This window comes from Mycobacterium sp. E2327, assembly GCF_001672675.1.
GTDB lineage: Bacteria > Actinomycetota > Actinomycetes > Mycobacteriales > Mycobacteriaceae > Mycobacterium.
Window position 1 is genome coordinate 25,459 of record NZ_LZKE01000116.1, and the last position, 22,371, is coordinate 47,829.

The 22,371-nt window shown below is 66.8% G+C and carries 21 protein-coding genes; 10 read left to right on the forward strand and 11 right to left on the reverse strand.

The genetic code is table 11. The features are described 5' to 3' along the window. Positions 1 to 11: 11 nt before the first annotated feature. Entirely contained in the window at positions 12 to 1,043 is a 1,032-nt protein-coding gene (locus tag A5712_RS13265; RefSeq protein WP_068105449.1) for an LLM class F420-dependent oxidoreductase, read from the reverse strand. Positions 1,044 to 1,104: 61 nt separating this feature from the next. Here A5712_RS13265 and A5712_RS13270 point away from each other — a divergent pair, with 61 nt between their 5' ends. The 4 genes from A5712_RS13270 to A5712_RS13285 are packed head-to-tail and all read left to right on the forward strand — an operon-like array spanning position 1,105 to position 4,768. Beyond that, positions 1,105 to 2,094, forward strand: coding sequence for a Zn-ribbon domain-containing OB-fold protein (locus A5712_RS13270; protein ID WP_197519377.1), 990 nt, complete (start codon positions 1,105 to 1,107; stop codon positions 2,092 to 2,094). A 15-nt stretch (positions 2,095 to 2,109) separates the two neighbouring features. After that, the gene (locus A5712_RS13275; protein ID WP_068105455.1) at positions 2,110 to 3,171 is read left to right on the forward strand and encodes a thiolase domain-containing protein; all 1,062 of its coding nucleotides are present in this window, start codon (positions 2,110 to 2,112) and stop codon (positions 3,169 to 3,171) included. Next, positions 3,171 to 4,364, forward strand: a complete 1,194-nt coding sequence (locus tag A5712_RS13280; RefSeq protein ID WP_068105458.1) for a thiolase domain-containing protein — start codon at positions 3,171 to 3,173, stop codon at positions 4,362 to 4,364. The genes A5712_RS13275 and A5712_RS13280 overlap by 1 nt, the downstream gene beginning before the upstream one ends. After that, a complete protein-coding gene (locus A5712_RS13285) occupies positions 4,361 to 4,768 on the forward strand; it encodes a nuclear transport factor 2 family protein (protein ID WP_068105461.1) in 408 nt (135 codons plus the stop codon). Before A5712_RS13280 ends, A5712_RS13285 begins: the two co-directional genes overlap by 4 nt. Here the strand turns inward: A5712_RS13285 and A5712_RS13290 are convergent. After that, the gene (locus A5712_RS13290; RefSeq protein WP_068105471.1) at positions 4,765 to 5,289 is read right to left on the reverse strand and encodes a gamma carbonic anhydrase family protein; all 525 of its coding nucleotides are present in this window, start codon (positions 5,287 to 5,289) and stop codon (positions 4,765 to 4,767) included. The genes A5712_RS13285 and A5712_RS13290 overlap by 4 nt on opposite strands. 117 nt (positions 5,290 to 5,406) lie before the next feature. Here A5712_RS13290 and A5712_RS13295 point away from each other — a divergent pair, with 117 nt between their 5' ends. After that, positions 5,407 to 6,576, forward strand: coding sequence for a Rieske 2Fe-2S domain-containing protein (locus tag A5712_RS13295; RefSeq protein WP_068105474.1), 1,170 nt, complete (start codon positions 5,407 to 5,409; stop codon positions 6,574 to 6,576). Positions 6,577 to 6,580: 4 nt separating this feature from the next. Further along, complete coding sequence (locus A5712_RS13300) at positions 6,581 to 7,030, forward strand: hypothetical protein (RefSeq protein ID WP_068105477.1); 450 nt, start codon at positions 6,581 to 6,583, stop codon at positions 7,028 to 7,030. Between the two features lie 177 nt (positions 7,031 to 7,207). Here the strand turns inward: A5712_RS13300 and A5712_RS13305 are convergent, their stop codons facing one another. The 9 genes from A5712_RS13305 to A5712_RS13345 form a co-directional block, all read right to left on the reverse strand. Further along, the gene (locus A5712_RS13305; RefSeq protein WP_068105480.1) at positions 7,208 to 8,353 is read right to left on the reverse strand and encodes a sulfotransferase; all 1,146 of its coding nucleotides are present in this window, start codon (positions 8,351 to 8,353) and stop codon (positions 7,208 to 7,210) included. Next, positions 8,353 to 9,135, reverse strand: a complete 783-nt coding sequence (locus A5712_RS13310) for an SDR family oxidoreductase (protein WP_068105483.1) — start codon at positions 9,133 to 9,135, stop codon at positions 8,353 to 8,355. Before A5712_RS13310 ends, A5712_RS13305 begins: the two co-directional genes overlap by 1 nt. Before the next feature lie 2 nt (positions 9,136 to 9,137). Further along, entirely contained in the window at positions 9,138 to 10,265 is a 1,128-nt protein-coding gene (locus tag A5712_RS13315; RefSeq protein WP_068105486.1) for a hypothetical protein, read from the reverse strand. An 87-nt stretch (positions 10,266 to 10,352) separates the two neighbouring features. Continuing rightward, positions 10,353 to 10,643 carry a hypothetical protein gene (locus A5712_RS13320; RefSeq protein WP_068105490.1) on the reverse strand — a complete coding sequence of 97 codons (291 nt, stop codon included), beginning with the start codon at positions 10,641 to 10,643 and terminating at the stop codon, positions 10,353 to 10,355. Between the two features lie 72 nt (positions 10,644 to 10,715). After that, the gene (locus tag A5712_RS31960) at positions 10,716 to 11,942 is read right to left on the reverse strand and encodes a PPE family protein (RefSeq protein WP_068105493.1); all 1,227 of its coding nucleotides are present in this window, start codon (positions 11,940 to 11,942) and stop codon (positions 10,716 to 10,718) included. 162 nt (positions 11,943 to 12,104) lie between these two features. Further along, positions 12,105 to 13,874 carry a PPE family protein gene (locus A5712_RS13330; protein ID WP_068105496.1) on the reverse strand — a complete coding sequence of 590 codons (1,770 nt, stop codon included), beginning with the start codon at positions 13,872 to 13,874 and terminating at the stop codon, positions 12,105 to 12,107. Positions 13,875 to 13,999: 125 nt separating this feature from the next. Then, on the reverse strand, positions 14,000 to 15,058 hold the full coding sequence (gene dmpG / locus A5712_RS13335; RefSeq protein WP_068105498.1) for a 4-hydroxy-2-oxovalerate aldolase: 1,059 nt from the start codon (positions 15,056 to 15,058) through the stop codon (positions 14,000 to 14,002). Next, positions 15,055 to 15,972, reverse strand: coding sequence for an acetaldehyde dehydrogenase (acetylating) (locus A5712_RS13340; protein ID WP_068105501.1), 918 nt, complete (start codon positions 15,970 to 15,972; stop codon positions 15,055 to 15,057). Before A5712_RS13340 ends, dmpG begins: the two co-directional genes overlap by 4 nt. Positions 15,973 to 16,014: 42 nt before the next feature. After that, entirely contained in the window at positions 16,015 to 16,800 is a 786-nt protein-coding gene (locus A5712_RS13345) for a 2-keto-4-pentenoate hydratase (protein WP_068105504.1), read from the reverse strand. A 74-nt stretch (positions 16,801 to 16,874) separates the two neighbouring features. Here A5712_RS13345 and kstD point away from each other — a divergent pair, with 74 nt between their 5' ends. The 4 genes from kstD to A5712_RS13365 all read left to right on the forward strand — a co-directional run bounded on the left by kstD (position 16,875) and on the right by A5712_RS13365 (position 22,354). Continuing rightward, entirely contained in the window at positions 16,875 to 18,557 is a 1,683-nt protein-coding gene (kstD, locus tag A5712_RS13350; protein WP_068105786.1) for a 3-oxosteroid 1-dehydrogenase, read from the forward strand. 1 nt (position 18,558) lies between these two features. Continuing rightward, positions 18,559 to 19,419, forward strand: coding sequence for a MaoC family dehydratase (locus tag A5712_RS13355; protein ID WP_068105505.1), 861 nt, complete (start codon positions 18,559 to 18,561; stop codon positions 19,417 to 19,419). Between the two features lie 55 nt (positions 19,420 to 19,474). Continuing rightward, positions 19,475 to 21,229, forward strand: a complete 1,755-nt coding sequence (locus A5712_RS13360) for a patatin-like phospholipase family protein (RefSeq protein ID WP_068105507.1) — start codon at positions 19,475 to 19,477, stop codon at positions 21,227 to 21,229. A gap of 153 nt (positions 21,230 to 21,382) precedes the next feature. Then, complete coding sequence (locus A5712_RS13365) at positions 21,383 to 22,354, forward strand: adenylate/guanylate cyclase domain-containing protein (protein WP_068105509.1); 972 nt, start codon at positions 21,383 to 21,385, stop codon at positions 22,352 to 22,354. Positions 22,355 to 22,371 lie beyond the last annotated feature (17 nt).

The following is a 22,371-nucleotide window of genomic DNA, read 5'->3' on the forward strand; positions in this document are numbered from 1 at the left end:
GCAATACCGGGCTAGACCAAGGTAGCAAGCTCGCTGATCTGCTCGGCATTGCGGCCGTTGACCACCATCATCGTGACGCCCGCGGCCTCCCACACCTTCACCTGCTTACGGACGTAGTCGATGTCGCCGACGATCGCGGCGTCGTCGACCAGCTCGTCGGGGATGATCTCGGCGGCCTTGTCCTTCTGGTTGCTGCGGAAGAGCTTGGTGACGTCGTCGACGACCTCGGAGTAGCCCATCCGGCGGTAGACGTCGGCGTGGAAGTTGGTGTCCTCGGCGCCCATGCCGCCCATGTACAGCGCCAAATAGGGCTTCATGGCCGCGAAGGCGCCGCTGCGGTCGTCGGTGATGACGATGGTGGCCGTCGCACAGATCTCGAAGTCCTGCCGCGTGCGACGGGCACCGGGACGGGCGAAACCCTCATCGAGCCATTCGTTGTACATGTCGGCCAGCCGCGGAGTGTAGAAGATCGGCAGCCAGCCGTCGCAGATCTCGGCGGCCAACGCCACGTTCTTGGGGCCCTCGGCGCCCAGCATGATCGGGATGTCGGCGCGCAGCGGATGGGTGATGGGCTTGAGCGGCTTGCCCAGCCCGGTTGTCGCAGCACCCGTCAGTGGAAGCGGGTAGTGCGGCCCGGCACTGGTCACCGGCTTTTCCCGGGCCCATACCTGCCGCAGGATGTCGATGTATTCACGGGTGCGGGCCAGCGGCTTCGGGAAGGACTGGCCGTACCAGCCCTCCACCACCTGTGGGCCGGACACGCCCAGCCCCAGGATGTGCCGGCCCCCGGACAGGTGGTCGAGCGTCAGGGCGGCCATCGCGCAGGCCGTCGGCGTCCGCGCCGACAGCTGCACCACCGACGTGCCCAGCCGCACCCGCGACGTCGACGAGCCGTACCAGGCCAGCGGCGTGTAGGCGTCCGATCCCCACGCCTCGGCGGTGAAGACGGCGTCGAATCCGGCCTCCTCCGCGGCGGCGACGAGCTCCGCGTGGTTCTCCGGCGGTTGGGCGCCCCAATACCCCAGCTGCAACCCCAGCTTCATGATGAGTGCCTCTCCTGACCCGATGTTGAAACGATTCTTAGAACCTGTTCTACTCGATGGCGTGACAGCCAGTTCGAGCAGCCCGACCTTGATGGATCACCCTGAGCCACCGCTCTCCGCGCCACTGACGTTGTCATTCGACTACACCCGTTCGGTGGGCGCTACGCTGAGCAAGTTCTTCACCGCGTTGCGTGACCGCCGCATCCTCGGGGTGCGCGGATCGGATGGCCGGGTGCATGTGCCGCCGGCGGAATATGACCCGGTTACCTACGAGCCGCTGGGCGAGATGGTACCGGTGTCGAGCGTCGGCACCGTCGCGTCCTGGACGTGGCAACCCGAGCCGATCGAGGGCCAGCCGCTGGACCGGCCCTTCGCGTGGGCGCTGATCAAGCTGGACGGCGCGGACACCCTGCTGATGCACGCCGTCGATGCCGGCGAATCCGACAAGATCCACACCGGCGCCCGGGTGCACGCGCACTGGGCCGATGAGACGGTGGGCGCGATCACCGATATCGCCTACTTCGCGCTGGGTGAGGAGGCCGAACCGGAAGGTCCCGCCAGCGACCAGGACCCCGTCACTATGATCGTCACGCCGGTCTCGCTGACCATTCAGCACAGCGCGTCGCACGAGGAGAGCGCTTACCTGCGCGCCATCGCGGAGGGCAAGCTGTTGGGTGCCAAAACGGGCGAGAACGGAAAGGTGTATTTCCCGCCGCACGGCGCGGACCCGGCCACCGGCCTGCCGACCACCGACTTCGTCGAGCTGCCCGACAAGGGCACGGTGACGACGTTCGCGATCATCAACATTCCGTTCCAGGGCCAGCGGATCAAGCCGCCCTACGTGGCGGCCTACGTGCTGCTCGACGGCGCCGACATCCCGTTCCTGCATCTCGTCGCCGACGTCGACGCGCACGAGGTGCGAATGGGCATGCGCGTAGAGGCGGTCTGGAAACCCCGCGACGAGTGGGGATTCGGCATCGACAACATCGAGTACTTCCGGCCGACCGGTGAACCCGACGCCGAGTACGACACCTACAAGCACCACCTGTAAAGGACCCAGCTGCACATGAGCGCTCGCAACGTTGCGGTCGTCGGCTTCGCGCACGCGCCGCACGTCCGTCGCACCGACGGCACCACCAACGGCGTCGAGATGTTGATGCCGTGCTTCGCCCAGCTCTACGAGGAGCTGGGCATCACCAAGTCCGACATCGGATTCTGGTGCTCGGGATCGTCCGATTACCTTGCCGGACGGGCGTTTTCGTTCATCTCGGCGATCGACTCGATTGGCGCCGTTCCCCCGATCAACGAGTCGCACGTCGAGATGGACGCGGCGTGGGCGCTGTACGAGGCCTACATCAAGATCCTGACCGGTGAGGTCGACACCGCCCTGGTGTACGGCTTCGGCAAGTCGTCGGCCGGGATCCTGCGGCAGATCCTGTCGCGGCAGACCGACCCCTACACGGTGGCACCGTTGTGGCCGGACTCGGTGTCGATGGCCGGCCTGCAGGCCCGTCTCGGGCTCGACTCTGGCAAATGGACGCCCGAACAGATGGCCCAAGTCGCCCTCGACTCGTTTGCGTACGCCGACCGCAATGACTCGGTAAAACCGGCCAAGAGCATCGACGAACTGCTTGCCCGGCCGTTCTTCAACGACCCCCTGCGCCGGCACGACATCGCGCCAATCACCGACGGCGCCGCGGCCATCGTGCTCGCCGCCGACGGACGGGCGCGCGAACTTCGGGAGAACCCGGCCTGGATAACGGGAATCGAGCATCGCATCGAAACCCCCGTCCTGGGTGCCCGCGACCTGACGCAGTCGCCGTCGACGGCGGTTTCCGCCAAGGCGGCCACCGGCGGCAACACCTCGGTCGACATCGCCGAGATTCATGCGCCGTTCACCCACCAGCACCTGATTCTGGCCGAGGCTATTGGGCTTGCCGACACGACGAAGGTCAACCCGTCCGGCGGGGCGCTGGCGGCAAACCCCATGTTCGTCGCCGGCCTGGAACGGATCGGCTTTGCCGCACAACACATCTGGAACGGTTCGGCCGGGCGGGTGCTGGCGCACGCCACCAGCGGGCCCGCCCTGCAACAGAACCTGGTCGCGGTCATGGAAGGAAAGAACTGATGGCCGGTGCAGGGGCACACCTTGCCGCGGTACTCGGTACCGGGCAGACGAAGTACGTTGCCAAGCGCAAAGACGTCTCGATGAACGGCCTGGTGCGCGAGGCGATCGACCGCGCACTGGAAGACTCCGGTTCGACCTTCGACGACATCGACGCCGTCGTGGTCGGCAAGGCTCCGGACTTCTTCGAGGGCGTCATGATGCCCGAGCTGTTCATGGCCGACGCCATGGGGGCCACGGGCAAGCCGATGATCCGGGTGCACACCGCGGGTTCGGTCGGCGGGTCCACCGCCGTCGTCGCCGCCAGCCTGGTGCAATCCGGAAAGTACCGGCGCGTGCTGGCGATGGCCTGGGAAAAGCAGTCGGAATCAAATGCCATGTGGGCGTTGTCGATTCCGATCCCGTTCATCAAGCCGGTCGGTGCCGGCGCGGGCGGATACTTCGCCCCGCACGTGCGGTCCTACATCCGCCGTTCGGGGGCACCACTGAACATCGGTGCCATGGTCGCGGTGAAGGACCGGCTCAACGGGGCGCGCAACCCGCTGGCCCATCTGCACCAGCCCGACATCACCGTCGAGAAGGTGATGGAGTCCCCCATGCTGTGGGACCCGATCCGTTACGACGAGACGTGCCCGTCCTCCGACGGCGCGGCGGCGGTCGTCATCGGCAACGAGGAGGCCGCCGAAGCCCGTGTGGCGCAAGGGCAGCCGGTGGCCTGGATTCACGCGACCGCCCTGCGCACCGAGCCGCTGCAGTTCTCCGGACGCGACCAGGTCAGCCCGCAGGCAGGGCGGGACGCGGCCGCGGCGCTGTGGAAGGCGGCCGGCATCACCAGCCCGATCGACGAGATCGACGCGGCCGAGATCTACGTGCCCTTCTCCTGGTTCGAGCCGATGTGGTTGGAAAACCTCGGGTTTGCCCCCGAGGGCGAGGGCTGGAAGCTCACCGAGGCGGGCGAGACCAAGATCGGCGGCCGGCTTCCGGTGAACCCGTCGGGCGGCGTGCTGTCGTCGAACCCCATCGGGGCGTCGGGCCTGATTCGCTTCGCGGAGGCCGCGATCCAGGTGATGGGCAAGGGCGGCGATCACCAGGTTCCCAACGCACGAAAGGCGTTGGGCCACGCCTACGGTGGCGGTTCGCAGTACTACTCCATGTGGGTCGTCGGTGCGGACAAGCCAGATAAGGTCCCGGCATGACCGAGCACCCGGCCCACGAGGCCGGGCGACGCTCCCGCGAGGCGGTCATCGCCAGGGACAAGGAGGCGTGGCTGGCGGTGTTCGCCGACGACGCGATCGTCGAGGACCCTATCGGGCCGTCGCCCCTCGACCCCGAAGGCAAGGGGCACCGCGGTCGCGACGCGATCGAGGCCTTCTGGGACAACACCATCGCGCCCACCACCAAGATCGAGTTCTTCTTCCGCGACACCTACAAGTGCGGCAACGAGGAAGCCAACGTCGGGCACATCCTCATCACCACGGGCGACTACCAGACCACCGCGGAGGGCGTCTTCACCTACAAGGCCAACGACGACGGCCAGATGGTCGCGCTGCGCGCGTATTGGGAGATGGACCGCGCCATCGCGAACACCAAAAAGGTCTAGATCGGCTCCAGCCCGGCGAGGTGGCGCTGCGCCAGATCGCGATAGGCCTGCGGGTTGATGTTGACCCACATCTCCGCGCCCGTCCCGGCGACCGGGCCCTTCACCTGCGCCGGCGAGCCGACCGCCAGCATCCCGGCCGGAATCTGGGTGCCCGCCAAAACCAGTGACCCGGCGGCGATCAGGCTCCGCGCGCCGATCACCGCGCCGTCCAGAACGGTGGCGTGGTTGGCGATCAGCGCCTCCTTCCCGACGTGCACACCGTGGATGACGCACATGTGCGCCACCGTCGCGCCCGGTCCGACGTCCACCGGGATGCCGGGCGGGGCATGCAACACCGACCCGTCCTGAACGTTGGCGCCTTCGCGCACCACGATCGGCCCGTAGTCGCCGCGCAGCACGGCGTTGAACCAGACCGACGCCCCCGCCTCGACGGTGACGTCACCGATCAGGGTCGCGGTCGGGGCCACGAACGCGGTCGGATCGACGCGCGGCGAGCGGCCCTCGAAAGCAAACAGCGGCATCGTCTAGATATACCTTGCGCCAATACGCCCGCGGTAACGCGGCCAGACCAGCGCTCATTGCGCCGGCGCGGCCCAAAACTGTAACGTGTTCTAATTAGAGAGCACTGGAGGTGACAGGTGAGTACCGACACCAAGGCGGTCGGCATCCGGGAAATCGATCCGGGCGCCTTGCCGACGAGATATGCCCGGGGCTGGCATTGCCTGGGCGTCGCAGAGGAGTTCCGCGACGGCAAGCCGCACTCCGTGCAGGCATTCGGCACCAAGCTGGTGGTCTTCGCCGACTCGCACGGGGATTTGAAGGTGCTCGACGGCTACTGCCGGCACATGGGCGGCGACCTGTCCGAGGGCACCATCAAGGGCGACGAGGTCGCCTGCCCGTTCCACGACTGGCGCTGGGGCGGCGACGGCCGCTGCAAGCTGGTGCCTTACGCCAAGCGCACACCCAAGACCGCGCGCACGCGCTCCTGGACGACCGACGTGCGCGGCGGCCTGCTGTTCGTCTGGCACGACCACGAGGGCAATCCGCCGGACCCCGCGGTCAGGATCCCCGAGATCCCCGAGGCGCACAGCGACGAATGGACCGAATGGCGTTGGAACCGCATCCTCATCGAGGGATCCAACTGCCGCGACATCATCGACAACGTCACCGACATGGCGCACTTCTTCTACATCCATTTCGGGCTGCCGACGTACTTCAAGAACGTCTTCGAGGGCCACATCGCCTCGCAGTACCTGCACAACGTGGGCCGGCCCGACGTCGACGACCTGGGGACGTCTTACGGTGAGGCGCACCTGGATTCGGAGGCCTCCTACTTCGGGCCGTCGTTCATGATCAACTGGCTGCACAACAGCTACGGCGGCTACAAGGCCGAGTCGATCCTGATCAACTGCCACTACCCGGTCACCCAGAACTCGTTCGTGTTGCAGTGGGGGGTCATCGTCGAAAAGCCCAAGGGCATGGACGAAAAGATGACCGACAAGCTTTCGCGGGTCTTCACCGAAGGGGTCAGCAAGGGCTTCCTGCAGGACGTCGAGATCTGGCAGCACAAGACGCGGATCGACAACCCCCTGCTGGTCGAGGAGGACGGCGCCGTCTACCAGCTGCGCCGCTGGTACCAGCAGTTCTACGTCGACGTCGCCGACATCACGCCAGAAATGGTGGAGCGCTTCGAGATTGAGATCGACACCACCCGCGCCATCGAACACTGGAACGTCGAGGTCGAGGAAAACCTGAAGGCAAGGGAATCCGAATCCCAATCCGAAGGCGTACCGGCCGAGCAACACTGAGACCATGCCCGAGGACCAGCCGGCAGTACCCGACGTCGATCGGCTCGCCCGGTCGATGCTGCTGCTGCACGGCGATCATCACGATCACGACGAACCGCCCGCGCCAAACGCTGGGACGGGACCCTGGTCGAAATCAAGGGATTTCGCCGACGACCCGCAACGCGCCGCCGCGGTCGCCGAAGCCAGCCGCGCGGATCGTGAGCGCTACCTGACGTCGGGGCTGCTGCCGGTGGATTGCCGGTTCTGCCACGTTACGGTCACGGTCAAGAGGCTCGGCCCGGGTCACACTGCGGTGCAGTGGAACACCCAGGCGGCGCGGCGTTGCGCGTACTTCACCGAAATTCGCGAATCCGGTGGCGATACCGCGCGTGCGCGTGCCTGTCCGAAGCTCAGCGACAGCATCGACCATGCCGCCGCCGAGGGCTACCTCGATCACCCCGACGATCCGGACTAACCTCCCCGCGCAGTCACATTCGCCACATGGGCCCCTGGCTGGGCGGGCACTCGTTGTGCCCGCCTCATAGCGACTACGTCACCGGCTAACCGATTGTCGCTGTGAGGCGGGCGCATCGGGTGCCGCCCGGCGCAGAGGCTGGTGTGGCAGCCGTGACCGACGTGAGCAACTCGCGGGCTACAGTCCCGCGAACCGCTCCTTGACCTCTTCGACGGTCAGCCCGTAGTCGGCCAGCGAATACGTGTGTTTGGGCGCCCGCTCACCGGATTGGCTTGCGGCATGGCTCTTTTCCATGGCTGCCCGCGCCTCGTCAGTCAGCGTCAGGCCGAAGTGCCGGTAGATGTCGGCCACAGTGCCCAACGGGTCGGCGATCAGGTCGCGGTAGTGGACGTCGTAGAACTGAGCCGGGTCGTATTTGGCGCGGGCGGTGTTGAAACATTCCAGCCCACGCGACCAGGTTTCCATTGCGTCGGCACCGATCCGGGGTCCGACGAAGGTCTCCGACCAGCCCTCGGCCGTGTGCTGGGCCAGCGAGCACATCGAGGCCATGATCGTTTCCACGGGCCGGTGGGTCTGGATCACCAGCGCGTCGGGATAGGTCGCCATCAAAGCGTCCAGCGCGAAGAGGTGGCTGGGGTTCTTCAGCACCCAGCGCTTGTCGGCATCGTTGAGCCCGATCAGCTGAAGGTTCTTGCGGTGCCGGCGATACGACGGCGTCCAGTCCTGCTGCGACAACCACTTTGAGTAGCTGGGCAGATGAGACAAAGTTTCGTAGGACACCGAATGCAGCGACTGCCGCAGCAGCTGCCAGCACTCCTCCAGCTCGTACGCGGCCATGAAGTGCAGCCCGGTATAGCCGGGGTTTTCCTGGTGGTGCCGGGTGAATTGGGCGTCCAGCTGGCGATAGAACGGGTTCGAGTCCCATTCCTCACGGGGCGGTCGCGGCTGCGGGAACTCGGCCAGCCACATGTGCAGGCCCTGATGCGCGGGGTCGGCGCCGAGCAACCGGTGCAGCGCCGTGGTGCCGGTGCGCACCAGCCCGGTCACGAAGATCGGCCGTTCGATCGCCACGTCGGCGTGCTGGGGATATTGCTTCCAGGAGGCCTCGGAGAGCAGGCGGGCCACCAGCGCGCCGCGCAGGAAGAACCGATTCATCTTGCTGCCCAACACCGTTAGGTCTGCCTCGCGCCGGTAGGAGTCGAGCAGCACCTCCAGCGCCTCACGGTAGTTGTCGTCGTCGGCCCCGAAGTCGTCGAGGCCGACCAGCTTGGAGGCCGATGCGTGCAGTTCGTCGGCCGTGGCTACATCTGTACGGTCAGGCATCAGGTGTGGTACTCCCCGCAGTTGACGTCCAGGGTCTGCCCGGTGATGCCACTGGACAGGTCACTGGCCAGGAAAAGAATCGCCGAGGCCACCTCGTCCTCGGTGGGCAGCCGCTTGAGGTCGGAATTCGCCGCGGTGGCCTGATAGATCTGGTCCACCGTGGTGCCGTACTTGCCGGCTTGATGCTCGAAGTAGCTCTGCAACGTGTCGCCCCAGATATAGCCGGGGGCAACGGAATTGACGCGAATCCCCTTCTCCCCCAGCTCGGTGGCCAGCGACTGCGACATGGCCAGCAGCGCGGACTTCGCCATCTTGTAGGCGCCGTACTTCGCCTGCGAGTGCCGCAGCACCATGGAGTTGACGTTCACGACCGATCCCGACGACTCCTCGAGGGCGGGCGTAAACGCCTGGATGAGGCGCAGCGCCCCCAGGGCGCTCAGCTCGATCGCGTCGCGGATGTGCTGAAACGACGTGCCGGCCAACGGTTTCATCGACGGCACGCGGAAGGCGTTGTTGATCAGCACGTCGACCTTGCCGTAGGTGCCCATGGTGGTCTCGACGAGGTAGGCGACCTCCTCGTCGTCGGTGATGTCGGCGCGCACCGCCAGCGCCTTGTGCCCGGTGTCGTTGATCTGCTTGGCGACGGCCTCCAGCCGGTCGAGGGAGCGCGCCGCCAGCACCAGGTCGGCACCGTCCCGCGAACACCGGTGCGCCAGCGTGGTTCCAAGCCCCGGCCCGACGCCGCTGATAACGACGACCTTCCCCTCGAGCATTCCTGACATCGTCACCCCAGCATCCTTGCCGCGATTTGCTGTTGGCGCAACGTAATTCGCTCGCGCCACTGGTCCTCGGAGATCTTGTTGTGCTCAAAATACGGCAACGCGGCGGGTACGGCGTCGAAGTCGACCAGCTCGACGGCGGGACCGTCGGCGTCGGTCAGCTCACGCGACACTCGTTGCCAGCGGAACTGCAAGAAGCCGCGCCGATGCCCAAGCGTTTCCACCCAGTTGGTCACGCCCGGGTTCTGGTCGGCGACGACGATGCGGACCTTGCCGTCCGGATCCGCTTGGGCCTGAGTGTTATTGAGCGAGGTCTGGTGGTTGATGTAGTCCAGCGAGATGTACCACATGCTGCCCAGCTGGAAGCCGAGGTAGGGGGCGTCCGAGACCGGGATCGTGATCACGAGCGCCTGGTCGGGGTTCAGGTCGAAATGCCCGACCGACGAGTACTGCGTCGCCAACCCCCCGGGAGTCAACCTAGGCGGGACCATGGTGTTGACCGGGATGTCCAGGTAGAACCACTTCGGAAACTCCAACCAGGTCTTCACCCTGTTGACCAGTTGCTTGCCCGCTGTGGCATAACGCTTTTCGATCGTCTGGCGGGTCAGTGGTGGCGGTGCGGTGCCCGCGGTGTCCAGTCGGGAAATGGTGAGCGTGCCGCGCTGCGCCGACCAGTCGCCGTATACCTCGCGGATCACCAATTGCCCGGGGCTGGTTGGGCGCACTCGCCACTCGAAGCTGCCGTCCGCGGCGATGTCGAGCTCGCGGTCGTCGAAGGCGGCCTGGCTGGCGGGCACGTTGTCGTCGGTGTACTCACCACCGAGCAGCTGAAAGCTGAGGTCGGTGGTGGTCCCGCGCCTGCCGGTCACGACGTAGTCGTGGTTGGCCTGCACCCGAGTGCCGAAGTAGAGGGTGTCGGGGTTGTCGAGGCCCATCTTGGTGAACGGCCCGGTGCCCGACTGCAGGAAGGGATGGTCGCGCTCGTAATCGAAGGCGAGATGCGTACACCCCGCGATGCAGCCGGCCAGGTACTGCAGCCCTTCCAGCAGGTCGGCTTCGGTCTCGATGAACGGCGCGGCGGCCACCAGCTGCTCGGCTTCGGCGATCGCATTGGTGAGGGGATCAGAGAACACGCCTAAACCTAGAACGTGTTCTACTTTTTAGTCAATGGCGAACGTTCCCGCGCGTCGCCGACGGCGTTTCGAGACGACACCCGCTCGCTAGGGCACGCACTGTTGGGACAGGTCGATCAGATGCTGCCGCACATCGGGATGCCGATTCAGGTAGTCGATGACGTTGCCGCCGCCACCCTCGGCCTGGGACTTGGCCTGCAACTGCTGCTTCACGTCCGGATGCCGGGTCAGGTACGAGTCGATGGATTGACCCACGGTCTGATCGCATTGCGGATCGGCGCCGGCCAGCGGCAACGCGGGCACAGGGACGCTCAGCAGACCGGCGGCAACCAGCCCGCACAGTCCGCGACGAAGGGGGCTGAGAATTTTCATGGTCATCGGATCGCTCCTTTGCCAGAGACGTCGCGATCAACACTACCCGCGGCGACGGCAACCGAACCGGGCCGAAGGTTAGTTGGCCCGGGCTTCCGCTTCCGGTACATCGTCGAGCGCCAGCGCCACTCGCTCGCGCTCCCCCGCCTCCGATGTCTCCCGTGCTCCCGCGGCCTTGGGTTCGGCCGCCGAGATCTCCGCGGCCGGTCCGGCTGCGGCCTGTGTCGTCCCGAGAGGCGTCGCAGCCACCGGAATCGCTTCCTCCACTTCCGGGGCCACCGCTTCCTCGACTGGAGGGGCAGCGGGCGCGGTTTCCTCCGCCACCTTGGCCGGCGGAGCCTGCTGCGCCGACGGTGTGGTCGACGAGTTCGACGCCCCCATCGCGGCGGACGCCATCATCATCGCCCCCATGCCACCCGCCCCGAACATGCCCATGCCGGGTGCAGCGCCGCCACCACCGCCACTCACGGCGGCGGCGTTCGCCGCGCTCGCGTCTCCGGTGCCGAGGTAGCCGCCGCCGGTCGCCGCGACGCCGGCGTTGGGATCGGCGGCGCCGACACCGCTCGCGTAACCGCTGTCCGCACCCCCGGCAGCGACCGCGCTACCGGCCGTGTCGCCTCCTCCGCCGCCGCCAGCGGCGCCACCCGCGGCCGCGCCGCCCGCGCCGCCGCCCCCGCCACCCGAGCTGGCCGCGGCTGCTCCGCCCGCCCCGGCAGTGGCGGTGCCACCCGCGGGGCTAGATCCGCCGGCGCCGATGCCGCCCAGCCCGGGCAGGCTCGGAATCGGCGGCAGACTCGCCTGCCCCGAGAGCAATTGCCCGGCCGCCGCCGAGGCGCCGCCGTGGTAGCCCACCATCGCCGTCACGTCCTGGGCCCACATCTCCATGTAGTTGAACTCGGTCTCCGCAATCGCCGGCCAGTTCTGCCCGAACAGGTTGCTCATCACCAACTGGACCAGGCCGTTGCGGTTGGCCTCCACCTGCAAGGGATGCACCGTCGCGGCAAGCGCGGACTCGAACGCGCTCACGACGGCCTGGGCCTGGGCCGCGGCCCCGGCCGCCTGGGCGGCCGCCGCGTTCAACCACCCGGCGTACGGCGCGGCCGCCGCCGCCATCGCCTGCGCGGCCGCACCCTGCCAGGCCTGGCCGGCCAACGTCGACGTCACCGACGCAAACGACTGAGCGGCCGACGACAACTCAGACGCGAGCCCGTTCCACGCCGCCGCGGCCTCCAGCATCGGAGCCGAACCCGCACCCGCGTACATCAGGAGCGAGTTGATCTCCGGCGGCAACGTGAAAAAACTCATCCAAACCCCTCGCGCGTGCAGTCGATAGAACAACGCTAGGCCAAGGCCGACGGCAGATCAGCACCTTCCGCCGCTTTCAAAGCATTCTATGAGAAGCGGGGGGCGTGATAAGCGACAACAGCGATTTCAAGGTCGTCGGCAGCGCGCACGTCACCTGTGACGTCAGTGGCCGAAGCCCGACTGGTTGTTGGACCGATTGAACCCGCCCGAGCTGATGGCACCCGAGTTGAAGATGCCGCTGGTCACCGAGCCGGAGTTCCCCAGTCCAGCGTCTTGGTGGCCCGAGTTCGCGATGCCAGCCGTCTGCAGCGCGCCCGCCAGGTTTTCGTAACCCGAGCTGCTATTGGCCGCGTTGAACAGGCCGGAGCTGGTGCCGCCCGAGTTGAAGAACCCGGAGGTGAAGGAGCCGGTGTTGCCGAAGCCGGAGGTGTTGCCGGGGCCGACAGCGATGGCTCCGACGCCGGTGTTCACCGACCCCGAGTTGAAGGCACCAGTGTTGAGGTTCCCGGAGTTGGCGCTGCCGGTATTCACCTGACCGGAGTTGAAGTCGCCGGTGTTCACGGTTCCCGAGTTGAAGTTGCCGGTGTTCAAAAGGCCCGAGTTGAAGAAGCCGGCGTTGAGCTGACCCGAGTTGCCGTAGCCGAAGTTCCCCGCGCCGCCGTTGCCGATGCCGCTGTCCAGGGCGCCGCCGTTGAACAGGCCCGTGTCGAGACCACCCGAATTGAAGAAACCCGTGTTGTGACCCGCCATGACGCCGCCGACCATGGTGCCCGAGTTTCCGACGCCGACATTGCCGACGCTCGAGTTGAAAATCCCGACATTGCCGTCGCCGGAGTTGAAGAACCCGATGTTGTTGTTGCCGGAATTGAACAACCCGATATTGCCGCTGCCGGAATTGAGCAGGCCGGCGAGGTTGATGCCCACTTGACCGTTTCCGGTCATTCCGATGCCGATGTTGTTGGTTCCGCTGTTGCCGAAGCCGATGTTGCCGATGCCGCTGTTCCCGAAACCTTGGTTACCAGACCCGCTGTTGCCGGCTCCGGCATTGTTGCTGCCACTGTTTCCTATGCCGATGTTGGCGTTGCCCGCATTGCCGAGGCCGATGTTGCCGTTGCCGTTGTTCCCACTGCCGAAATTGTTATTTCCGATGTTTCCGTCGCCATAGTTTCCGCTGCTGGGGGTTGTGTTCACCCCATTGCCATTGCCGAAGTTGCCATTGCCGTAGTTGCCACTGCCCATGTTGAAATTGCCGGTGTTGCCGCTGCCCAGGTTGGAGCTGCCTTGGTTGCCGCCGCCGAAGTTTCCGCTGCCGATGTTGCCGTTGCCAAGGTTCTGCCCGCCCTTGTTGCCGCTGCCCAGGTTCCCGGTGCCGCCTTGGTTGCCGATGCCGATGTTGGGCAGGCCGGCCAGCAGGTCCTGCAGAGTCTGCGCCGGGGTCAGCCCGGCGGCCGCGGCCGACGCCCCCGAGTAGTAGCCCGACATCGCCGAGACGTCGCGCGCCCACATCTCCTCGTACTCGGACTCCAACTGTGCGATCGCCGGGCCATTCAGCCCGAACCAATTCGACATCACTGTCTGGACAAACGAATTGCGGTTCAGCTCCACCATGATCGGCTGCACGGTCGCCGCCTGCGCCGCTTCGAAAGCGCTCACCACCGCCCGCGCCTGCCCGGCCGCCCCCGAGGCCTGCGCCGCCGCGGCGCTCAGCCACCCGCTGTAGGGAGCGGCCGCCGCGGCCATCGCCTGCGACGCCGGCCCTTGCCACGTCTGGCCGGCCAACCCCGAGGTAACCGAGGAGAATGACGCCGCCGCCGCACCCAACTCCGACGCCAGCCCGTCCCACGCCGCCGCCGCCTCCAGCAACGGCGCGGATCCCGCACCGGAAAACATGAGCAAAGAGTTGATCTCCGGTGGCAACGCCATAAAACTCATGTGGTGTAGTCCTTTTCAGCCCGAATGCCTACGACGACACCGAACGGTAAAGCAACCAGGGGCGCAGCGTCCCAGGTTTCGGCAAATTGGGTGGCTAACGTGGCCACCCCAGCATCAGGACCTCGTCAGTGCGTGACGACCGCGCCGCTCTCTTGTTCGCGCTTGATTTCCAGCGCGATGTCGATGAGTTGGTCTTCCTGGCCGCCGATGAGCTTGCGCTGGCCGGCCCGGTGCAACAGCGCGTGCGCGGGCACGCCATAGCGCTCGGCCTGGCGCACGGCGTGTTTGAGGAAGCTGGAGTAGACACCCGAATACCCCATGATCAGGGCGTTGCGGTCGAGCACGCATTCGGCGGGCATGGCCGGGCGCACGACGTCCTCGGCGGCGTCGGCGATGTCGAAGAAGTCGATGCCGGTCTTCACGCCGATTTTGTCGAACACCCCGATCAGGGCCTCGACCGGCGCGTTGCCCGCACCGGCGCCGAACCGGCGGCAGGAGCCGTCGATCTGCTTGGCGCCGGCCCGGACGGCCTCCACGGAGTTGGCCACGCCCAATCCCAGGTTTTCGTGGCCGTGGAAGCCGACCTGGGCGTCGTCGCCGAGCTCGGCGACCAGCGCCGCGACCCGGTCGCGCACTCCTTCGAGGACCAGCGCCCCGGCCGAGTCGACCACGTAGACGCACTGACATCCGGCGTCGGCCATGATGCGGGCCTGGGCGGCCAGCTTCTCCGGCGGGATCGTGTGGGCCATCATCAGAAAGCCGACGGTTTCTAGGCCCAGCTCCCGGGCCAGCCCGAAGTGCTGGATCGAGACGTCGGCCTCGGTGCAGTGCGTGGCGATGCGGCAGATCGAGCCGCCGTTGTCCTGCGCTTCCTTGATGTCCTCTTTGGTGCCCACGCCGGGCAGCATCAGGAACGCGATCTTGGCCTCTTTGGCGGTCTCGGCCGCGAGCTTGATCAGCTCCTGCTCGGGCGTCTTGGAGAACCCGTAGTTGAAGCTCGAGCCGCCCAGCCCGTCGCCGTGGGTCACCTCGATGACGGGCACGCCCGCGGCGTCCAAGGCGGCCACGATCGCCCCGACCTCGTCCTTCGTGAACTGGTGGCGCTTGTGGTGCGACCCGTCCCGCAGGGACGTGTCGGTCATCCGAACGTCCCAAATGGGGTTGAAAAAGACGTCGGTACTCATTGCGCTCCTCCCGCCGTCGCAGTCAAAGATTCCTTTGCGATCTCCTCGCCGACCTTGGTCGCCGCGGCGGTCATGATGTCGAGGTTGCCCGCGTACGGCGGCAGGTAATCCCCGGCGCCCTCGACCTCGACGAACGTGGTGACCAGGGCCTGACCGCCGGAGTTGAGCGACGGGTCATCGAACTGCGGCTCGTTGAGCAGCCGGTATCCGGGCACGTAGGTCTGCACCTCGGCGACGACGTCGTGAATGGACTTGGCGATGGCGTCGCGGTCGGCGTCCTCGGGGATGGCGCAGAAGATGGTGTCGCGCATGATCATCGGCGGGTCGGCGGGGTTCAGGATGATGATGGCCTTGCCGCGCTTGGCGCCGCCGATGGTCTCGACGCCCTTGCTGGTGGTCTTGGTGAACTCGTCGATGTTGGCGCGGGTGCCCGGTCCCGCGGAGACCGAGGCCACCGACGCGACGATTTCGGCGTACGGAACCTCGACGACCCGGGAGACGGCGTAGACGATCGGGATGGTGGCCTGCCCGCCGCAGGTGATCATGTTGACGTTCGGCGCGTCGAGGTGTTCACGCAGGTTCGCCGGCGGGATCACCGCCGGGCCCACCGCGGCGGGCGTCAAATCGATGGCCCGAATGCCGGCGGCTGCGTATTTCGGCGCCGCATCCCGGTGCACGTAGGCGCTGGTCGCCTCGAACACCAGGTCGGGTTTCTCGGGCTGTGCCAGCAACCAGTCGACCCCCTCGTGGGTGGTCTCCAGGCCGAGTTTGCGGGCCCGCGCCAAGCCTTCGCTTTCCGGATCGATGCCCACCATCCAGCGAGGTTCCAGCCAGTCCGACCGGAGAAGCTTGTAGAGCAGGTCGGTGCTGATGTTTCCCGACCCGACAATGGCAACACTCGCCTTGGACGGCATGATGCTCCTCGTTTTCTGGACTAATTCAAAGCTATTCCGGCGCTATTCAAAGGACAACCGCACGGAACCCAATCCCGTGAAGTCGGCGACGAATTCGTCTCCCGCACGTGCATCTATCGCTCGCGTGCACGATCCCGGTAACACGATGTCACCCTTTCGCAGCCGCACCCCGAAGCTTTCCACCTTGCGGGACAACCATGCGACCGCTGTGACGGGGTTGCCCAGCACGGCGTCGCTGCGGCCCTCGGCGATCACCTCGCCGTTGCGGGTCAGCACCGCGTCGATCGCCTTGACGTCGATGTCGGCCGGCGACACCCTCGCCTTTCCCAGCACGAAACCCGCCGACGAGGCGTTGTCGGCGATGGTGTCGCAAAGCGCGATCTTCCAGTCGGTGATGCGGGTGTCGATCAGCTCGATCGACGGGACCAGGGCCTCGGTGGCGGCCAGCACGTCGTCCTCGGTGCAGCCGGCGCCGGGCAGGTCGTCGGACAGGATGAAGCCCACCTCGACCTCGACCCGCGGGTACAGGTAGCGGCCCGCCTTGACCGGGATGTCCTCGAAAACCTGCATCTCGTCGAGCAGGTGGCCGTAGTCCGGCTCGTCCACCCCCATCATCTGCTGCATGGCCTTGCTGGACAGCCCGACTTTGTGGCCCAGCACGCGGGCGCCCTCGGCCACGCGCTGGCGGATGTTGATCAGCTGAATCTCGTAGGCGTCGACGACGTCGATGTCCGGGTATGCCGCGGTCAACGGTCTGATGGGCTCACGGCTGCGCTCGGCTTGCGCCAGGTCGGCGGCCAGCTCGTCGCGGATCGCAACACTGAGCATTTCCCGGAAGTCCCCTTAGTTCGTTTGACCGGGCCGGTAGCGCCCAACCCGGGCAATTCTATAACGTGTTCTACATGACAGGGCAGGAGTACGACGTCGTCGTGGTCGGAAGCGGCGGAGCCGGCATGGTTGCCGCCCTTGCCGCCGCGCACCGTGGCCTTTCGACAGTAGTCATCGAGAAGGCCGCGCATTTCGGCGGCTCCACCGCGCGGTCCGGGGGCGGAGTGTGGATTCCGAACAACGAGGTGCTCAAGCGCGACGGGGTGAAGGACACGCCCGAGGCGGCCCGGACCTACCTGCACGGGATCATCGGGGACATCGTGGAGCCGGAGCGCATCGACACCTACCTCGAGCGTGGTCCCGAGATGCTGTCCTTCGTGCTGAAGCACACGCCCCTCAAGATGTGCTGGGTGCCGCGCTATTCCGACTACTACCCCGAGGCGCCCGGCGGCCGCGCGGGCGGGCGCTCGATCGAGCCCAAGCCGTTCAACGCCCGCAAGCTCGGCGCCGACGAGGCGGGGCTGGAGCCCGCGTACGGCAAGGTGCCGCTCAACGTCGTTGTAATGCAACAGGACTACGTGCGGCTCAATCAGCTCAAGCGGCATCCGCGGGGCGTGGCGCGCAGCTTGAAGGTGGGCGCGCGCACGATGTGGGCCAAGGCGACCGGCAAGAACCTGGTCGGCATGGGCCGGGCGCTGATCGGGCCGCTGCGCATCGGGTTGCAGCGCGCCGGTGTTCCGGTGCTGCTCAATACTGCGCTCACCGACCTCTACGTCGAGGACGGGGTGGTGCGCGGGGTGTACGTTCGCGATACCACCGCAGCGGATGCCGTTGATCCACAACTGATCCGGGCCCGGCGCGGCGTGATCTTGGCCAGCGGCGGGTTCGAGCACAACGAACAGATGCGGGTGAAATACCAACGCGCCCCCATCACCACCGAATGGACCGTCGGGGCCAAGGCCAACACTGGCGACGGCATTCTCGCGGGCGAAAAGCTCGGCGCCGCATTGGATCTGATGGAGGACGCCTGGTGGGGCCCGACGGTGCCGCTGGTGGGCGCACCGTGGTTCGCGTTGTCCGAGCGCAACTCGCCCGGCTCGATCATCGTCAACATGTCGGGCAAGCGATTCATGAACGAATCGATGCCGTACGTCGAGGCCTGCCATCACATGTACGGCGGCGAGTTCGGCCAGGGTCCAGGACCGGGCGAGAACATCCCGGCATGGCTGGTGTTCGACCAGCAGTACCGCGACCGCTACATCTTCGCGGGACTACAACCGGGCCAACGCATCCCGCGCAAGTGGCTGGATTCGGGTGTGATCATCCAAGCCGACACCCTCGAGCAGCTGGCCGAGAAGGCCGGTCTGCCGGTGTCCGACTTCACCGCCACCATCGAGCGGTTCAACGGTTTCGCGCGATCCGGCGTCGACGAGGACTACCACCGCGGGGAGAGCGCCTACGACCGCTACTACGGCGACCCCACCAACAAGCCGAACGCCAACCTCGGCGAGATCAGCCACGCTCCCTTCTACGCCGCCAAGATGGTGCCCGGGGACCTGGGCACCAAGGGCGGCATCCGCACCGACGTGCACGGCCGGGCGCTGCGCGATGACGGCAGCATCATCGAAGGCCTTTACGCCGCAGGCAATGTGAGCGCGCCGGTGATGGGTCACACCTATCCGGGCCCGGGCGGCACCATCGGGCCGGCGATGACCTTCGGCTACCTCGCCGCGCTGCACATCGCGGGGGCTAACTGAGATGCCGATCGATGTCGACGTCGCGCTGAACGCCGAGCTGGATCCCATCGAATTCTCTTGGGTCAGCAGCGATATCCAGCTCTATCACCTGGGGTTGGGCGCCGGCTCGGACCCGATGGATCCGCGCGAGCTGCGCTATCTGGTGGACGACACCCCGCAGGTGCTGCCGACGTTCGGCAACGTCGCCGCCACCTTTCACATGACCAAGCCGCCGACGGTGCAGTTCCCCGGCATCGACATCGAGCTGGCCAAGGTGTTGCACGCCAGCGAGCGGGTCGAGGTGCCCGGGCCGCTGCCGCCGTCGGGCTCGGCCAAGGCCGTCACCCGGTTCACCGATATCTGGGACAAGGGCAAGGCCGCGGTGATCTGGAGCGAAACGACGGTCAGCGCCCCGGACGGCACGCTGCTGTGGACGCAGCGGCGGTCGATCTTCGCCCGCGGCGAGGGCGGCTTCGGCGGCGAGCGCGGGCCGTCATCCTCCGACGCCGCGCCGGACCGGGCCCCCGACCTGGAGGTCGACGTGCCGATCCTGCCGCAGCAGGCGTTGCTGTACCGGCTGTGCGGCGACCGCAACCCGCTGCACTCCGATCCCGAATTCGCCGCTGCCGCAGGGTTTCCCAGGCCAATCCTGCACGGCCTGTGCACCTACGGCATGACCTGCAAGGCGATCACCGATGCGCTGCTCGACGGCGACGCCGGGGCGGTGGCGGCCTACGGCGCGCGGTTCGCCGGCGTGGCCTACCCCGGGGAAACCCTCAAGGTGGGCATCTGGAAGGAGAACGGCCGTTACGTGGCCACCGTTGTCGCGCCGTCGCGCGACAACTCCGTCGTGCTGAGCGGCGTCGAGCTGGTCCCCGCGTAGCGCCTTCACGTCGTGCGGACTACCGCTAACCGGCGCAATATGCTTTCGTCCTTGCATGGTCGCTGAAGGGCAGTCGCCCGAACCGCGTGCGGCCGACGAGCGAACCGCACTGCGGAGCATCCCGCTATTCGCCGAGATCGACGACGAACAACTCGCCCTGCTCACGAAGACCGTAGGTCGCCAGCACGTCGCCGCCAACGAGTGGCTGTTTCACTTGGGCGACCCGTCGGACGCCATCTACGTAATCGCCTCGGGGCGATTCGCGGCCATCGGCCTCGACGGACAGGTGCTTCGTGAGATGGCGTCCGGCGACTCGATCGGAGACCTGGGCGTGATCACCGGCGCCGCTCGCTCGGCCGGAGTACGAGCCCTTCGGGACGGCGTCGTCTGGAGGATCGCCGCTGACACGTTCAGCGAGGTGCTCGCCAAGGCGCCGCAACTGCAATCGGCGATGTTCCGGGCGATGGCGGTGATGCTGCGCGAGTCACGAGCCGCCAGCGTCTCTCGCGGTCGTCGGGTCGTCGGCGTGGTGTCGACCGGGGATGCGGTCGCGATGCCGATCGTCGACGCGATCGCGGCTCGCTTGAGATCGCACGGACAAGCCGCCGTCGTCGCTCCGCCCGTCGAAACAACGGCCGCAGCCAATCATTACGGCGAGCTCGTCGACGCGTTCAGCGAGACCCTCGACCGCGCCGAGCGAAGCAACGATTGGGTCCTGCTGGTGGCCGACCGGGGCTCGGGCGACAGCTGGCGACGGTATGTCACCGCGCAAAGCGACCGAGTCGTGGTCCTCGCCGATCAGGCCCGCCCACCGGAAGCGCTCGAACCGCCGATCACGCAGGGGCCGGTCCACCTGGTCACTTGCGGCGTCGTGGCGGACCCAAGGTGGTGGGATCTGCTGGAGCCGGTCTCGCATCACCCCGCCGACGACGACGGCATCGGCGCGCTGGCCCGCAGAATCGCCGGGCGCTCCCTCGGTCTCGTGCTCGGAGGTGGGGGCGCGCGGGGCCTCGCGCATTACGGCGTCTACGAAGAGCTCACCCGGGCGGGCGTCGTCATCGACCGGTTCGGCGGGACCAGTTCGGGTGCCCTCGCCGCCGCCACCTTCGCGCTGGGGCTGGACGCGCGGGATTGCACCGCGGCGGCACGGAAATACGTTGCGGAGACCAGGCCGGTCAGCGACTACACGATTCCCGCGATAGCCCTCACGCGAGGTCGCCGTGTCGACCGCCTGATCGAGGGATTCTTCGGCGGCAGCACTTTGATCGAGCACCTGCCTAGGGAGTTCTTCTCCGTCTCCACCGACATCATCACGGGCGACCAGATCATCCATCGGCGCGGGCTGCTATGGGTCGCCGTGCGCGCATCGATCTCGATACCGGGCCTCCTGCCGCCGGTGCAACGTCGCGAGCGGCTCCTCGTCGACGGCGGACTGATGAACATCCTGCCGGCCGACGTGATGTGTGCCGACCCGGACGGCGAAGTGATATGCGTCGATCTGCGCACGACGTGGGTGCCGTCGAAGGGCTTTGGCCCGCTGCCGGCAAAGCTTCAGCCTCCCGCGTTCGTCCGGCGGCTCGTGACCGGAACGGACGTGGCCCTGCCGCCGCTGCAAGACACACTGCTTCGCAGCGTCGAACTCGCGGCCCCCAAGTGGAACCTGCGCGAGCTCCCCCGCGTCACGGCGATCATCGAGCCGGACGTCTCGGCGATCGGTCCATTGGACTTCGCAAACATCGACGCCGCCCTCGACGCCGGGCGGAAAGCGGCCCGGGCGGCTCTCGAAGCGCAACCGGCTCTCGTGCGCTGAGCGTCGGATACGATTACCCCTGCAGCTAACAGCTCAGCATCTTCAGATGGCAGACGCTTAGTGTGTGCACAGGGTGGTCAGGGCGGGCGGGGCAGACAACGACGGGTCTCGCCCGCACACCCGGCCGTTCGAGTGCGGCGAGGTCGCTAGGCCATGCGCTCCGACTGGTTCGACAAGCCGCAGGCCAATCTCGTCATGCACTTGAACGGCGGCGAGAAGATCGTGCCGATCTTCGATCAACTATTCGTCGGCCGTCAGTGCGCGGGTATCGACGAAGCGCGCCGACTGGTTATCCCGGACCCGAACATCTCCCGCAACCACCTCGAAATCCGTTTGGACGTCCTAACCGACCGGGCATACCTCATCGACACCAGCACCAACGGAACGTTGCTCAACGGCATGCCGCTGGAACGCGCCGTGCAGGTCCCCATCAAGCCCGACGATCAGATCTCGATAGGCGACGTGGTGCTGATCTTCCGGTCGGACCGGTTCAAAACCGCGGGGTTGACCAACACCAGCCCGACCCTGACCCGGATCGCCGAGGAGACCATGGTCATGGTGGTCGGCGATATCACCAACTACTCGACGATCTCGGAGGTCACCGACAACCGGGTGATCGCCCAGAGCCTGAACTATCTGTGGCACGACCTAAACCAGGTGCTTCGTGCCCACCGCGGCACACTCAACCATTACGCCGGCGATGCACTGTATGCCGTCTGGGAGTTGCGGACGATTCCGAAGGCCAACGAGCTCGCGATCGACTTCGCGCTCGCCGCGAACCGGAGGGTCGAGGAGCTCGGGCCCACGCTCCCGCTGCGTAGCCCGGACGGTTCGCCGATCCGGATGGGCTGGGGGGTGGTGCAGGGCCGGGCCGCGATCGCCGCAATGACGAGAACGGTGACGGCCGTGATCGGCGACGCGACCAACGTGGCGTTCCGGCTGGCCGGCATTGCCGGGCGGGCCGGGCGTCCGGCCGTGATGGTCAGCACCAGCGTTCACGCCGCCGCCGAGGCGCAATACGTTTGGGGTGACTCCGAGCAGGTGGAAATCAAGGGCCGGCGCGGAATGGAGACCGTCTTCCCGGTTGTCGCACGTTCTGTGGATGGCGGACACGGGCTGAAGTGACGTTCGTCGCGACACCT

Excerpts from the sequence above, each read along its gene's own strand:
- A5712_RS13265 (WP_068105449.1), bottom strand. The coding sequence starts at position 1,043 with ATGAAGCTGGGGTTGCAGCTGGGGTATTGGGGCGCCCAACCGCCGGAG.
- A5712_RS13275 (WP_068105455.1), top strand. The coding sequence starts at position 2,110 with ATGAGCGCTCGCAACGTTGCGGTCGTCGGCTTCGCGCACGCGCCGCAC.
- A5712_RS13280 (WP_068105458.1), top strand. The coding sequence starts at position 3,171 with ATGGCCGGTGCAGGGGCACACCTTGCCGCGGTACTCGGTACCGGGCAG.
- A5712_RS13285 (WP_068105461.1), top strand. The coding sequence starts at position 4,361 with ATGACCGAGCACCCGGCCCACGAGGCCGGGCGACGCTCCCGCGAGGCG.
- A5712_RS13290 (WP_068105471.1), bottom strand. The coding sequence starts at position 5,289 with ATGCCGCTGTTTGCTTTCGAGGGCCGCTCGCCGCGCGTCGATCCGACC.
- A5712_RS13300 (WP_068105477.1), top strand. The coding sequence starts at position 6,581 with ATGCCCGAGGACCAGCCGGCAGTACCCGACGTCGATCGGCTCGCCCGG.
- A5712_RS13305 (WP_068105480.1), bottom strand. The coding sequence starts at position 8,353 with ATGCCTGACCGTACAGATGTAGCCACGGCCGACGAACTGCACGCATCG.
- A5712_RS13310 (WP_068105483.1), bottom strand. The coding sequence starts at position 9,135 with ATGTCAGGAATGCTCGAGGGGAAGGTCGTCGTTATCAGCGGCGTCGGG.
- A5712_RS13320 (WP_068105490.1), bottom strand. The coding sequence starts at position 10,643 with ATGACCATGAAAATTCTCAGCCCCCTTCGTCGCGGACTGTGCGGGCTG.
- A5712_RS31960 (WP_068105493.1), bottom strand. The coding sequence starts at position 11,942 with ATGAGTTTTTTCACGTTGCCGCCGGAGATCAACTCGCTCCTGATGTAC.
- A5712_RS13330 (WP_068105496.1), bottom strand. The coding sequence starts at position 13,874 with ATGAGTTTTATGGCGTTGCCACCGGAGATCAACTCTTTGCTCATGTTT.
- dmpG (WP_068105498.1), bottom strand. The coding sequence starts at position 15,058 with ATGAGTACCGACGTCTTTTTCAACCCCATTTGGGACGTTCGGATGACC.
- A5712_RS13340 (WP_068105501.1), bottom strand. The coding sequence starts at position 15,972 with ATGCCGTCCAAGGCGAGTGTTGCCATTGTCGGGTCGGGAAACATCAGC.
- A5712_RS13345 (WP_068105504.1), bottom strand. The coding sequence starts at position 16,800 with ATGCTCAGTGTTGCGATCCGCGACGAGCTGGCCGCCGACCTGGCGCAA.
- kstD (WP_068105786.1), top strand. The coding sequence starts at position 16,875 with ATGACAGGGCAGGAGTACGACGTCGTCGTGGTCGGAAGCGGCGGAGCC.
- A5712_RS13355 (WP_068105505.1), top strand. The coding sequence starts at position 18,559 with ATGCCGATCGATGTCGACGTCGCGCTGAACGCCGAGCTGGATCCCATC.
- A5712_RS13360 (WP_068105507.1), top strand. The coding sequence starts at position 19,475 with ATGGTCGCTGAAGGGCAGTCGCCCGAACCGCGTGCGGCCGACGAGCGA.
- A5712_RS13365 (WP_068105509.1), top strand. The coding sequence starts at position 21,383 with ATGCGCTCCGACTGGTTCGACAAGCCGCAGGCCAATCTCGTCATGCAC.